Consider the following 15,851-nt stretch of genomic DNA (forward strand, 5'->3'; position numbering starts at 1 on the left):
AGTTATTTCGGGTATGCGTTGTAGAGCAGACGAAGTAGTTCTTATTTGCATGCGTTTAATAGATTAACGTTTCATGCAGATAGTTATACTAGGTTTTATGCCGGACCTCAAGGTTGGTGATGAACTCGGGGACGAAAGTTAACAAAATTAACCGCTGGCATTAGAACAGGCGGTGTATTTTGTCGTTGTCATTATGGCGCGACCAATCGTGAATTATGAAGTTTGACAAGTCGTTGGACTTAACGATTAAGTGCGCACCCTCGATTTTAGTTGCGAACTCATGGAACGTGTAAACCTCTATATAAAACGTTATATCCGTTCCGTTTCCGACGGCAAAAAGGACAAGGACAAACGCGGTCTCGTTAGCGTAGTGCTGGAAGCTCGTCATTTCCTTAACAAACACGAACTTAACCTCTACCCCATCATTTGAAGTATAGGAGATCACGAAACAAATTTCGTAGACTTTTCAATTTCCTGCGCTTCGAAAACTAAAGAACTCTGTATTTTTAGGACAAGCTAATTTTGTATTGGATATTTTCCGAACCACTATATTTTAAACTTGTCATATTATTGTTTTATTTGTTTTATTACGTGATATAAATACTTAACTAATCCCATTTGAGATATAGTTAACTCCATCTGTTGTTGACATCGGACCCACGTCGCGTCGCTTTGGACCCTACACTCAAATAGACTTAGGCCTAATATCGTCGCGGAAGTGGTTCCGATGTTCGTTTTTAATTTAGTTACGACGATTTGCTGTTCGGACTAGATAACGTACTGCGCGTAGATTGAGCTCACGAAACATACGAGGGGGGTGATTTACGTGCTCAAAAGGACGGAGAAAGTTTCCACGTATGTTAAGTCTTTTAAGCTAAACGGGCCGTGTATATTGGTGCCACAGGTGCCCATCTTGGACTCTAAAAAGTAACTACGAGTGTACGTTCGGAAGTAGTAGTTAGCGAAGCATAACATGTGGTCTTTAGTAAAACTGGACGAATACAAAGTCCGAATTTGCTACTTAGGTTGGACAACAAAATGGGTTCGCAAATGGGTAAAAAAGGAAAAATGCAACATTGTTTATTTGAAGTGCTCCTGAACCCCAGTGAAGCCCACCAAATTACGGCGGAGCTATACGAGGTATCTATAGCTATGGGGTGAGTAATATTTTGACTAGGAAGCCTTGACCTACGAGTACCCAATTTTTAAGTCGGTGTAGTTTAGGTTAAGGTGGACGTGGTTATTATCGGTGGGCAAATGGATGAAGATAAAAAGGTCATTAGTGCAGCTACATTGAGCGGTGAAATCCTACTAGTTATGGTAACTAAAGTCCTTGTGCGCCGAATTAAGGCGACCGATTTTGTTAAAGTAGTTTGAGAACGTTCTCGAGCCGACAACGAAGCCATAAATCGTCTTATCAATGGAATTTAAAAACGTTGACTATTAATTTTATTAGGTTTCAAACAACTTTATAAAGGAATGGACCTTAAAAAAAACGGTCTAATTTAACGGGTGGATAAACTAGCGAGAAAAGTTTATTCCAATGAAATACTGGTGCAAGGCGTCGGTGACACCGTTTGCGTTCGGGCCGGCCAGGTCTAGGGTGATGACGTTACCTAAACCCAACACGTCACTGGAGTATTTAGTCAAGACAAAGCAATGTACGAGCTCCTAAGTGGTTTGTTCTTCGACAAAACAAATGTTTTTGGGCTAGTTCTGTACGGACTAATGTACGTTATGTTTATAATTAGCGAAGTGAAAGAGGAAAAAAACGAAAAAGTCGTTTATTACCTAGACGATTTTTTCCGGACCGGTATCTTTAGTATAGTCGTTGGGGTCTGAGCTAATTAACTAACCGATTAAGCCCACATAACTACGCTAAACTCCATTAGTGACCTTAAAAATGAAGTCCAAAGTTTACGACACAGTCCACACATTTACGCCGTCGTCCATGGTATCATCGTTAGCAACCTTACGCACGAAGTACGGTTGGTTATGGACATAATTAGTTACATCGTGGTCGGAGAAGTTAGCGGAATCGTTCCTAGTGATGAAGAAGGGTTGACGACGGTAGTCGTTAGTTCAGTTCGTAGCTGTTCGCTTTTTACTATTATTTAACAAGCGGATGACGAAGAGCATGTGAGGCGTGATGAAGTTATCCTTTCGCATACGCTAAGCATATTGAAGGGGGGGTAAGCAGGACTGCAACCAACCATACGCACTGTTATTTAACCAATTAATTTATAGGAAGTGACGGGTATTAGAGTTAAGGTAGTATTGGCCGGTTAACTCGTTCTGCGCGTGTCGCCCGTTTTACAAACTACCAAAAAAAATACGCTATAACTGAGTAATGGGTCCCAAATTTTCCTGATTATCCACTAAACTACGGCGATCCACGTTGTTGTTTACCTACTTTCGGTATTGCTGGACGTACGTTTCGAACGTCTTATTAAAATGACGGACGAAGTACATGGCATACTCACTAATTAAGTACAGCTACGACGAGAAACGACAACCAATTAAACCGTCGTTACCCACGATTTGCGGGACGTGCTAGGCCCCGTTTGGGTGGACAACACTAATCAGGTTGAGGAGGTTCGCGAGAAAGAGCTATTTTAACACGGTTTGCTAAATTTGAGAGAAATAGAAGAAGTTCCGGACATACGTATCTGGGGTAGTCGTTAGATAAAAAATTAACTCATTTTGGATTTAGGTTTCCGACTTTATTCCGAAATTTCCCCCATAATAGTTGAGAGTTAAGGTACTCCTGAGAGTGTTTATCGTAGTTTTAGTTTTCATATTTGGCACAAACAGAGAAAAGTGTCTCTTATTTACTCTTTGAATATCTATCGTAGACCACTACGCATTAACCCTATACCTTAACAGTCTTGGGCCCATTCCGGATGCGGAGTGGGTCCGAATAATTAACCTGTCAACAGAAAGAACTCGTTTCCTTTCTGCGTAAACTTTCGCTAACCGTTATTTTCGTGGATCATTTCACTGCGACGTAGGTTGTTCTCTTTCGTTACTTCCAACAAGTAAATTGTTTTCTTTAGGGTAATTACACCTATGCTACCCTTCTCGTATATTTCACTACCTGCGTAATCTTCGGCTATTTATAAAGTTGTGTATCGGGGTACGATTTATTCGTTCACACCGTCCCTTTTATGGGTATATTTGTTGCCGGCGGCATCAAACATAAAGTCGATGAGATTAAACGACCTCGTACAGTCCTTCTTTATATCTATTGTTATTGCAGGGGGGGGTGTAGTGGGTCCGTTATTAGCGTTGTCCTACTATTTGCGAATGCTTAGCGAAAACCTATTAGCAATTTTAACGCGGGTAGTTACGTCTTTGGTTTTAGCGGTACTAAGGGACTACATAAGGCCCAAGACATAAGAGTGGATAGCAATTATTTCGGTTTGGGTTTTACGACTAATATTAGGGCTTGGTTTGTGGTGCGCGGTCAAAGAGAGCATTTTTTTGGTCACTATTTTCTTACCAGTATCGGCCGTAATTTGGGTATTGTTTTGACCGATACGGTCGTCTTTGTGAGACGAGTGGTATTAAGTTTGTTTATAATATTTATGGATACGGTCGGTAAGGTCGTTCGTCATTAACTTCCGCTAGAAAGGTATAGTGAGAAAAAAATTACGGATCTGACATCATCTACTAGTAGTATGTGTCACTTCGCTGGCATTTTGCATTTTCTCGATCACGAGGACCCCTCATCGGTCAATTAGGCTACGCATAAGGTTGCATACGACTTCGGGTATTTTGTTACCGTTATTAGTACTATGTCAAATAAAAATTTCTGACGTACAGAATCGTTGGGTTCTCTTTTATATCCTGAATAACATAGTCTTAATGAGATTTGTTAGTGCAGGATACTGCGCACATTGCGCGCATAAACCTCACAGTTTAATTTCGTGTTTTGTACAACGTTGCGTGGATTTTGTAAACTAAATTACCCGAAAAAAACTTTAAAACTGGAAATAATTATAGTTATACATTTTTTCGAACCGTAAAAGAAAAAAATATTTGATGGAAATTTCTTCCCGGACGAGGACGACTCCTATTTAGTTACCTACTGGGAAAAAGTCGAAATTATCTTCGATAATTCAGGCAGAAAGTAAATTATGGCTACTCTTTGCCCTTTATATGAATAGGACTTTAGGTCGCCGAATTTCTTCGCTAACTTGTAATAGTCGGACTACTCTTTTTTTGCAAACAACTCGACCATTTTCGTAATCCACGTTGCAATGTGGTAAACCTATTTACCGCATAATTAAAGCTTGGCTATGTTTCAAGTTAACTGAGAGATCGACGTGTTGTGTTTTACGGTCGTTATTTGACCCTATCCATAGAACGAGTAGGATTTTAGAGTGTAGCTAAGGTTAAATGGCTGCGCGTTGTTCTACAACTCAAGCACGGCACCAATTTGTGGTACATGCTCTTTTAAATGCGGGTCGTTCTTAGGTCGAACGTATGGTTTAATTAACGAGTGGCTCTAGTTGAACCCAAATCAGTTGCTGAGTAAAGAGTAGACGTTTTTCTAGGGCTTAAAAATAGCGCAAACTAATACCTAAGGTTTCTTTTCAAGTAAGTTTAAAGGCCATGTGCGAATTAAAAAATGAATTGGCTACTTGTTTATCGATTTCGTTATTAATTTATGAATGGACTAAACGACGTCCTGGTAGGTTTAGGGAATCAGGTCCATCTTGTCGAGCACCTATCTAACTTACCTTATAATAGCTTACCCGCGAGATAAAGATGTGACAATGCATTAAGGCTTCGGTTTTGGTAAAATCTACCAAGTCTTAAAAAGGTTTATATGGTTTCACTTCTTATATTTTTAGCAGTTCTCGTAGGACGTAAACTTCTTTGGCTCGTTAAATTTGGAGCTTAGTAAACTTTGTCCCTTAGAACGGACTAATCTCCACATAAGTATTTAGGCTAAATTAATTAACTGAGTAGAGGCTTTCTCAAGAAATACGCTAGGCTAAGCAGTATGGATGTCGAGGAGGAAGGGAATCTCTCTAAAACAATTTTTTTAAAATACAGTAAGGGCGCGTCCGCCCTTAGGTAGGTATTTTAATCCGTGTTATAGTTCAAACATTTATCTAAGGGCGGACGCGCCCTTACTGTATATACTGTATATACCTTATCGACTTAAATTTCTTTGATTAGAATTAGCTCGTTCGGATTTCGGAATTGACATAGTACGAGAACAAAATCGAGTAGATTTCAAAACAACTTGTAAAGTGCTGGCATCAGTAATTTCGAGTTCGGGAGTTGATGAAAATTGAGAGGTAAAAGTGCTGCCGTTCCCTTTCTCTTTTAATTGGGAAGTAGTTGTGGTATAAGCGGAACTCTTGATGCCGTGTATCTCTTACTGAGTGGTCGTCCTCATAGTCACTGGTTTGCCAAGTGTGGTCATTAGTGTCGTAATCGTCGACTTCGTCGTCTTCTTCTTGGTGCGCGAAATTAATGACGTCGTGGTGCGACAACATGTCATCTTTGCTTACATAGAACGTTGGTTCTGAGTAGTTAGTGAAATCGACGTCTTTGAGGTAATTAAAAACGTAATATTTTTAGACCTATAACTCATCTTCTTACCAATGGGGTTTACCAGTAAAGACAATAGCGACATTATAGTTGGGGTCGAAAAAATCGGTTAACTGACGCTCGAGAATTAAGTAGGTTTGACCAGTACCGTATTTTGGCTAGTAACCCCTACAGAAATCGCAACAAGTAACGTTAGTTCGTCAAACATAACGTTCCCAACGGGTGTTGTTTCTGCGCGTGTAGTAGTGAACGTAATAGTAATTAACGGAATGGAACAAACCATTTATATGGTGGTAATTAAACGTTATTCAGTCTTGCAAGGTATGGAACAAACGCTCCATGTCTCGGTTGGTTGTTACGGGTTAAGTGAGGTAGGTAACGGAATAAGTATAGACTCCATGTTTGCTGTGCGAAATTATTCCCCTTCCGTGTTAGTAGGTCGAGGTAGCGTTGGGGAAGGTTTCTCCCGTCACGACGAAGTTCGAGCTCATTTAAATTAAGATGAAGTCACAAACGAGGTTTGTAAACAGGTCTTCGCTAGGCTTTGTTATCACGTATTGGTTAAACAGGTCGACGAGGTCATTATCGTTGAGATTGAGCAAATAAACGGTACACTAAAGGAGAACAAAATGCCCATTAGTAGTGTTTAAGAGAAAGTGAGTTGTCCTTTTTTTCGTTGCACATACTAATGTTAAAAACAATCTTTTGAGCGTTGTACTATGATAACGTAAGGGTTTGTTCGGTCAGAATTTTTCTCATTACTAGGGAAATAGCAACATGTAAGTGTAAGGTACCACGTAAGCGTTCACGGGAATGACGCTAAAATTGAGGGTATTTTCAGGACTCTGGAATGGTCTTGTTTTAATACAAGTTCGGGAAGAACGACTGAATTTTTGACTAAACGTCGTGAAACTTTGAGCACTCTAAACGAGGTAAAAGTAACCGCCTCCGTGCGGTTCGGAAAAAAGGCGAGTTCGCATACTATAGAACAAATGGCTTAATTCTGTCTAAAACTGAAAACGGGTTTTATAACTTCAATGATACCTTCGGTTAGGTCCATGACATCTTGTCGTTGCGAAATGACTCATGGCTGTTTAACCCTAATTAGCTGAAAGGGATCCATAAGTTTCGAAGTTAGGCCTTGTAAATGTGTGAAACCCAGCCTAAGTACTACGTGTTGTTCGCGTAGCACGCTAACTCAGGCGTGCATTTCGGCCGAAATTGTTAGATTTAAACCTGTAGTACGTGCCAAACGGTTCCGTTTCGCATCGGGTCCCTTAGCTTCTAAATGCACGACGTTAACGGGTAGTTGGTCTTGTAAACAGGACCATAGTTAATTGGTATCTTGGTTTATGCCATAAAATGTTTCTTTTTGGAGGTAATGGAAGACTTCTACTTCGCACCACAAACCTCCTTGTTCCTAAGTGAAATGAATCTCTCAGGCCAAAACTTGCGATACTTTAAAGACGGAAACGAGTCGGACGTGCTGTTCGCGCGGTATTAAACTTAATGACCGATAAGCCACTAATGAATCCGTATCCACGTCCTCGAGTACCGTTTTAGTGTTGAGGTCTTCCTTAGGATTCTTGTGCATTTGTAGCAGTCGGATTTCTTATAGAGCTGAGTCTATTTGGAAAAAACCGTTCATACCTTGCTCATTGTCGAGTTCTAGAAGACAAACTTAAATACGAGTTGTGGTGTGCGGACCTTGTTCGGTAAGGCAATCTTGACAAGTGTGTTTGGTGCCCTAACGGTAATTCACTAAACGAGGGGTTTGAGTTTTATCGTCTTGTATTTTTCAATTAGTGCGATTGACTGTGGGTAACCGTTCACTGGCTCAAACCGTCTGCAATATGGTTACTGAACGTTCGCAATATAAATATTTTAGTATGTTTAACGGACCACCCCCGGCGCGTCTTAGACCCTATTCTCGTCAAATAAGTGCAAGTTTTTGGTCTCAATCCATGTCGATGAACGATCGTTTATTTCTAATAAATTATTATTCAATGAAAGGCCTTTTCCTCGTTAGCCACTACAATAAGTATAAAAACCATCAAGAACGAATAAATTACCCTAGATAGACAAGACGTCAGTAACAGACGTTCCGAACGAGAAATGGGCTAGGTGCTTGTCTCCCGAGTTTTTTAGGACCACGATGATTACATAACGCGTAACGTCCTTTTGTTATACGCCGGAACCAGTACCACCGCCTAGATGAATTTCCATGGTAAGGTCATGAGTAACGGTTTTAGGACCCACGACTCGGTTGTTGTTATCCCAAATGACGAGATCGTCGTCACTAACCAGTATACATGGGTCAAAAGAAACTGAAGTTCCCTCCTTTTCCTCAACGTTGTCGTTAACCCCGCGAGAACCCGAAAGTTAAAAATCAACCACAAAATCAACGTCGTTGGACCAACTAGCAACGGTTTAAAAGTGCAATGAGGAGAAATCGTAGGTAGACGCGTCAACCAAAACGAGGTAAAATAAGTGACGATGACTAAGTTGCAGACCTATAAAAAGGGGGGTATAAGAAATACCGCTAGAATTAAGAAATGTTCGTATTTCTATTATAATATGCGGAATAACTATTCTTTCTCGGATTTTAGTTTAACTTCCTCTTACATGAACTACTGTAATACCTTCCATGTAGGGTTGTCGGACAATGTGGATTTTTCTGACTTCGATGGAGGAGCCTTCGTTATTAACTCCATCTCCTTCAGTAGTAGTGGCTTCGGCTTCACTGATTTGGATTTTGCTGTTTTCGTCGGGTTCCATGCCCGTATTTCTTACTCCTTAGACTCTTCTTTCGGTTTCGCTGACTTTTTGGTCGACGCAGATTTAGCTTTTGTTTATTTGGCGTTCTACTTATTTAATTGAAATTTGTATCTTTAGGGACTTTTGGGAAATTAATTCCTAAAGGTCCCTAACTTTTGTTTATGTTTTTAATTTTTTGGTTATAGACAAGGTCTAATTTTCAAAAATACGCGTTACGATGTATAGATACGTATTAATTTTACAACCAACTCTACCCGAGAGACCTCTACCCCAGAGACCTCTAACGCTGCCCAAGAGCAATTACCTGTGTCCAAGATTTTGAAGTTGGAATAATATTGGTTTTCGTAAAACCTGTTTTAGTTATTAGGTAACATTGTGTCTTACTGATACGTCGAGAAGAAAATCAGACACTACAGGTATTGAATAACGTAACGAGAGCTATCTATAAAATCCAAAAAATCGCAAACTGTTCAGCTGACTTTAAAGAGGAACTCGAAGTTATTATAGACAAGGTAGTAGTGCTTTTTATATACCTGAACGTCGTAGAAATTGTTAGAGCAAAGGTATTGATATTCAACATATACGTTATAGTATAAGCAGGGTTGATAAGAGTCTATAGTACTAAAAAAAATGAGGTTGTACAAGAAAATGAAATTTAGGAAGAAAACAACCTTATTATAATTGTTGATTGACGTACAGCGAATAACAAGGGGTCCGTTAGGAGGGGAGAGCTCGTGGTAGAAGTGGACCTTCACGGAAAGCAAGGTACCTACATCGTTCTCGTCGACTGTGTCCCAAGTACTCAGGTGGAACTACCTTTCAAAAGCAATTCTTAAGCTATTAAAGCCGAAATAGAAAAAGAAATCCAACTCCCAGGTAGAAAAAGTTCTAATGAACAAGTTTTTTTAAAAACTGTCGGAGCAGCAGAACTTCGACTAATATAACCAGTCGTATAAAGCATTAGCCATGAGGTAGCTAATTATAAATGGATACAACTTGTCCTAGTGGCCATAACCAATACCGAGATGAGGTTAGAACTGGATTAGATTAGGGAAGAGGAAATAATCGAAAACACTAAACGTCACCCGACACACGCGATACCTTAAAACGGGTAAATGGAACCGAGTAAAGGCGAGGAGATATGTTTATTTCTAGTATAACCAAATAAAATGGTGTCTTGCTTATTAATTCGGTTGCCGGTAGAACGGAATTGAAGATGCGGTTATGGATTTAGGAAAAGGGGAGAATTTTAGGCGTTTGTCGGTCGCATTCGTTAGTACCGCGGTAATAGGCATGTTATAAGATTTCGACCTTTTATTTAGTAAGGTGGTTATGAGACTTAGGTAAGTGCGTTCGGATTCGCATTCCGAAATAAACGCGGGTGAGGGGGCCGTTGATGGTTAACAAATGTGGGGCTGAGAACGTGCCGAGCGAACGTGAATTAGTAATTTCAGAGCTGATGACGAACGACTTTACGGAACCGTTAAAGTCGAGCGCGCGTGAGTAGAAATCGTGAAACTAAGGTCCACAAATTACGCTTACAAAAATCCGGTGACTTTGATTTTAGTTCAGGGCCAGACAGGCAGTAACCTGCGCCTTTAGCTATTCCCCAACTAAGTGTAACTAGGCGATTTCGCCGTTCATGCCCAGGGGGACCTATTCCATAAGGGTAATTGAATCGGCAAAATAGTTTGCGAAGCGGGTGGCGTAGTAGGTTCCATAGCGGTTCCTATGCTATCAGGGGTTCTCGGAACTGAAGTTGATTAACCGTTACTGGCGGCCTATGATTTTCACGTTATTTTCCTTTAAGTTCGCTCCCTCAAAGGTAAAAACGCCGGTTCTCCACACGGAGGTTTACTACTTACCGGTTTCGTCCCTAAACATTGCGTATTCGATTTGAAAACCGTTTTGTCCTAGGTTGGTCATTACGTGGTTAGTTTGGGCCCGGCCGACATATCCGTTGAGGTAGGTCACGAAAAAATAGTTCGGGACGAACAACATTATGAAATAGTTCGTTTCCTTGGTTTATTAATTATACTAGTGCGCTTCGTTCGAGTCCTTGATGGGGCGGTACCTGCGCTACCCATAGATAAACGCTTACGTTCCGTACGCGATTATTTGGGTGTAGACTTAGCATTTAGCGATGAGGTCAAAGTAGTGTTCTCCTAAGTTATGGATTTTGGTTGTATTTAATTTCGGACTATATTTTTAAGTCGTTAACATGGTGTATAAACTTGTGGCATAGCTGCTTCGGGGGGAGGAGTCGGCATTGCAAAGCTTTCACTATCTTACTCAGTTTTATTTTAAAGAGATGAATTTTGAACTGCTCACGAAGTTGATCGTGATCTTAACGGGTGGATAATTCTAGTTTATTGGTCTCCTGGTAAAATTACGGATGTCAAGCGCAGTTTCTTCCGCTTTTAGGTCTTATACGTAACGCGGCAAAGTTCGCGAGAACACTTTTTCGGCCATAAAATTGGCTTAATGCGGCAGCACTTAAAATACTTTTTGGTTGACGACTCGCATTTGCGTTTGTTCGACGACGCCATTTTGCAGTAGACTTCTTTTAAAGAGCACTATACTGTCGTTCTGTTGTTCCGCCTTTTGCGGCTGCATTTATCCTAAAAAAGACAGGACATAAAAAATGATTCCGGTGTATATGAAGCGTATCAGTGTTCAATTAATACTAATACTACAGCATAGATCACCGGAAATCGAAAAGTTTCATATATTTTTAGAACTCCTTGCCAAGTCAAACAAGTTCTATACGGACTATCGGCAAGGATCGTAATCCTCGGCTCGACGAGTAATCTAAAATTCCTTATTTTTTACTGTTAATTTCTTGCAGAGTTATTACTACAGTTTCTACGTTACGCACGGTTTCTATTTCTCGAAAACAGGTGTGAAGCAAATTAATGACGCCGGCATTTTGTCCAGCTTCACCTACTCGCGTAACTTCATCTATTACTCGCGTACAACCACTAGGACCTGTTTTACTCGTTTGTTGCGTTTCTTAGATATCGCGTTATGCTTTTTCGGTTAGCACTACTAAACCAACGTGTTCTTGTTAAACTTAATCTATAATAATTTTTTATGAACGGTCTTGGAAATAGGCTTTGTCTTTAATTTGTTTACCAGGTTCTACGATAACGAAGTTGACCTCGACTTTTTTACCGACTGTACCCATTTCAATACCGAGAGAATTTCGGGTCGAACGTTCCAGCACGACTATACCGCGTTCAGTCGCGGTACTAATTCCGGGTTAATTCGATTCCTCGTTGTACAGACCGAATTAGGGCGTCGGTAAGTAACTACTAGAGGAGGTGGCTTGCCTAGACCAACTTGATTAACTGTCGATACAAGGGAACTTTTTTTCTCCCTTGTCAGTATAACGGACAACGGGAAAAGTATTGCTTTTTTGGGGGAGCAAATTGCAGCAACGATTTTTCGTCAAAATGGTGACGAAACCGACACCACGTAGTCCGTTACGGTAGTCGAAACAGTACTTAATGGAGTTAGTCCCTAAACAACTACGTCAACTTTGTGATCGATGGGCGCGCCCAAATTGGCAAGGCGCTCTGTTTGTTTTGCTCTTTTTATTAGGTAGGGACCTAGAAATGTTTGAGGACCCACTCCAGTCGGAAATAATAGTTTTTTTTAATTTTGTACTTCCCTTTGGACGGTATCTAATAAACGCCCCTTCTCCAAATTCGCCTCTTTAACGGTTCGACATAGTCAATCCAATACGTTCGCTTCCGACCGTATTGGAACTTTTTCGTAAAGGGGCGTTAGTTGCTCTTGACGACTGTTGACCCTACAATTAATTTTTGCTACTACCTTTTTAGATACTAGCCATAGCGTTGGCACAGTACAAGGGGTAAGTACTGGCAGTACCTGCGTAATATCCGAAACCGCCTGCACAGGACCTGTTACTCGTTTTTGGGTTTATGGAGTTAAGCGGACTTTGGCATTAAAAAGTTTTTTCGTCCCTTGACATACCGAACGTAGTTTAAGATTCGGTCGTTTTCTGGTAACTAATGCAATAACACCAACTTCCGATATACCTACACTAACGTAATCGGGTTGTACCCTAGTACTTACGCCATCGGTGTAATCCGTGTCGTTGGTCATGGATGGTATAAGTTGAAGAACGGTTCGTATGGTTTAGCGACTAAAAAACGAAACTACCACTATTACGTCCTTCTGTTCGGCGTACCGCGCGTAATCTTTCATCGAACGGCGTAAACTTAGACCCTGAGCTACGGTCAAAGTACAAAAACGGTCTATCGGTACTGGGGCTATCGAACCAAGCGGTACTCCCGTTTCTATTAAAAAATTTAGCTTAGTTCGTTCGCTGCGGTAATGTGGCGAAGGAAAAACTGTTGAATCGGTTTCTGGAGTTAGACGAAGCTGGGCGTCCTTTTTGAGTCGAGTAATTAAACCGATTCGGCAAAAATGTTTTTTACCTACTTCCAAGTATGTTCGTTGACGAGTAACTTCTAAACCGCGCGAATTGGGTATAACTTTGAGTAGCGAATTCAGTCAACTAATGGCTCCTCAGCTTTCGCGGAGTCGTGCTTGTCTGCTACTGGTAACGTGCATGCGGTTACGCATAACGCCATCGAAACGACGAGGTTGTAGGACTTTAAATACGAGTTTAGTTTGTCGTTTAGTTGGGACTCGAAGAGCTATGATTTCTTGTACTTTAGGATAACGTGCACAATGTTGTTGACCGTTGTTTAGGTGTCCGGTGATGACGTTGTGAGTAACTCAGTACCGCACTCGTAGGAATAAAGCGGAGGTACTTGTTTGAACGTCGAACCCTAGTAGACCAAGGGCTCGTTCTTAATCAATTTCTTAAATAGCTGTAATACGAGAAAAATGTTTTTGTTTTAGCCCTTAATTGGTATGCGGTCGACTAATTATTTAGTGCAGTCGTTCCTAACTCACTATGTCTCGCTTATTTTAATGTTCTCTACAATTTTCTTGCGGTACAAACTAAACTTTATATCGCACTCGTTATTTCAAACAACAAAACGTTAACCGTAATTGGAATTGAGAACGTTAACAAGTATTACACGATTTTAGAACATTTCTTCTACAGGTCTTTTTTCGCTACTTTTTAATGACCATACAACGTCAGAGTTCCAAATATTAACGTTCCAAAAAAATTAGGATTTATTCGTTAAATTTAGGTTAATCACGATATTTATGACATCTAAGGTAACAAAAAATCCTTTTACAGGTTAACAGGGATCTCTTCACGGATACTGGTACTTACTAGTTCTTGTCGTCTCGAGTGTCTATTGGTTTCAGTAGTCGAATCCGTTCCTCGTTCCAATAAACTGCATGTCAGTTTAGTTACTGAACGACGGATTATAGCAGCTATGTCTTGTAAAACTACATTAATAATCGTACGACCTTCCGTACTTGTAGTTTCATAAACTCAACGGCGGGCCACTACTACTTAACCGTGAAGACGAATTATGTCTTCTTCATGGACTATAGCTTCTTCGGCGTTACCATGAGCGGAGACAGCTGTTTCTTTGACCAGCATGATGGCTGGGTCAAGCATACATGTACGCACTTTACCCATGTCAGCTCGACAACTGGGCACTTCCGCTTTAGGCGTAGCGCTTTGCATAACTTCTTCCCTAGATAGTTCAGGAATTCAGAAACCGAGTAATAGGTCTTTGATAGGTCAATCACGAACTGCTAATACTGGCAAAGTTACGGGTTCTTTAGGCAGAGTTACTTTAATAGTCACCAAAAAGACTACAACTTCTACTTTATCGGGGACGTAGTTCGTAACCGAGCTACGAACTACTTCTTGTTCACTCATTAAATAACGACAGACTACTACTTCTTCTACTTCTGCCGCTTCCACCACCAAACCCTCTCCAGCTACTACCAGGTTTGGGTCTCGTTCGATTCTAAATAAAACTACTTAATGCACTTTGTATACTTCAACGTCGACGACGAAATTTTCTCAAACCGTCTCTTGTACGATTTAGCGTTTTTCGTAATCTTAGGTACAGACTCAGTAAGAATTTCGAGTTTGAGTGGAGATCTGTCCAACTAGCCAATTGTGCAGTAAAGGCAGTTGACGCATTGGTATAATCTCTTAAACTCGCGTCATAATACGCAGAAACGTAACTTTTTCGAGCATAAGGTGCTTTTGATAAATAACTATGTAAGGGTCCAGTCCTTTGGCTGTACCTTACCGAGTTATCGTAATGATCGTTTGTGCCGTTTTTTGAGCTATACCCGGCATAAGTCCTTATATGGCTCCTTTAAAACGCGCAGGTTAGAGCTAACCAGCGCAAGCTTGAGCTTATGCCAAATTGTTAACCACTTTAATTTCTGTAGTTAGCATTTTACAGGTAACCACTTCGGTTTCGTGCTGCACGGTTTTTCCTTTACCAACTTCGTTTGAATGCAAACCAATAAAGCTAGCGCTTTTTTATGTGGTTGGCGCCAAACGTTAAGGAACTAAATTAAGTCCTTCCGTTGTAGCCAGACTACTTTCGTCATCTATTTAAACTTATGGCAGCGCCAATGTTTAAGAGATGAATGCGTTGCACCACCTAATCTGTTCGTTAATGAGCAAGCTAACGGCTAGTCCGTGCATGGTAGGCATAAGGCCATGTGTACTAGCTTTGCTAATTGTTCGAATTGGCATAAAGGTCTGTCTAGGATGTCCTTTGACCGGCACTTCGATGCGGACTTCTTGACCGACTTTTTTACCTTAATTCGCTTCTGTTCTAAGCATTTCAGAATTTTTAACGGTTTCTTGGATAAAGGTACCTTTGGGGTCACCCACTGCTACTGCTAAGCGTGAATCCACTGAAATAACTTCTGTTATTGTAGCTCAGCGGTTAGCTGTACCGTTGGCGCCTTCCAGAAGCGCTTCGTTGAAATCTTTAGAACCTTTGGAATTGAGGTTCTCTTCGGTTTCATGAAGCATACGCAAAACCATAACTTTACTTATGGCTGGTATGAGACCTTCTTCACCCGTTTGTTAAACTGCATTGGGCACTTGCTTAAGCCGTCTAGCTTCGGTTTCGCGAGGCGTTTGATGCAGTGGGTAGAGCAAGTCTTTTCGACTCTTCGAAGGAACTCCCGCTACTTCCGATTTTAGGTTTAATTCTCCTTCCTATTTTTCCTAAACACTATGGAGAAATGGGAAAGAATGGGAGAGGGTTTACCCTCTCCATTTGCGAAAATTTTTTTAGTGTTTTTTTTTGATCTTGTAATTCGTTTAATTCAAATTTTACTGGGGGAGAGGCCCGGGTATCGAGTCAACCAGTCTCGTCGCCTGAGTATTAGGCAACCAGGATCCAAGTTCAGGATCACCCGGGTGGTTAATTTCAGTCATTTTAGTTAGTCAATGTGAACTATGGGATTTAGGGTTCTTTGGGTGAAGCCCTGAAGCCGAGAAGGGCCGAGAAGGGGTTTAGTCCCCCGTGATTAGTTCTTGTGTTTTGAAATTGGGAATTGGATAT

At 40.8% G+C, this 15,851-nt stretch carries 3 protein-coding genes; all 3 read right to left on the reverse strand.

From position 1 onward, the window contains the following. Positions 1-8,178 precede the first annotated feature (8,178 nt). The 3 genes from DGG96_RS20945 to DGG96_RS17405 all read right to left on the reverse strand — a co-directional run bounded on the left by DGG96_RS20945 (position 8,179) and on the right by DGG96_RS17405 (position 14,236). Positions 8,179-8,346 carry a hypothetical protein gene (locus DGG96_RS20945; protein ID WP_165831640.1) on the reverse strand — a complete coding sequence of 56 codons (168 nt, stop codon included), beginning with the start codon at positions 8,344-8,346 and terminating at the stop codon, positions 8,179-8,181. Positions 8,347-13,813: 5,467 nt separating this feature from the next. After that, on the reverse strand, positions 13,814-13,990 hold the full coding sequence (locus DGG96_RS20950) for a hypothetical protein (protein ID WP_165831641.1): 177 nt from the start codon (positions 13,988-13,990) through the stop codon (positions 13,814-13,816). Between the two features lie 57 nt (positions 13,991-14,047). Next, positions 14,048-14,236 carry a hypothetical protein gene (locus DGG96_RS17405; RefSeq protein WP_110143815.1) on the reverse strand — a complete coding sequence of 63 codons (189 nt, stop codon included), beginning with the start codon at positions 14,234-14,236 and terminating at the stop codon, positions 14,048-14,050. Between the last annotated feature and the right edge of the window lie 1,615 nt (positions 14,237-15,851).

The organism is Legionella qingyii, assembly GCF_003184185.1.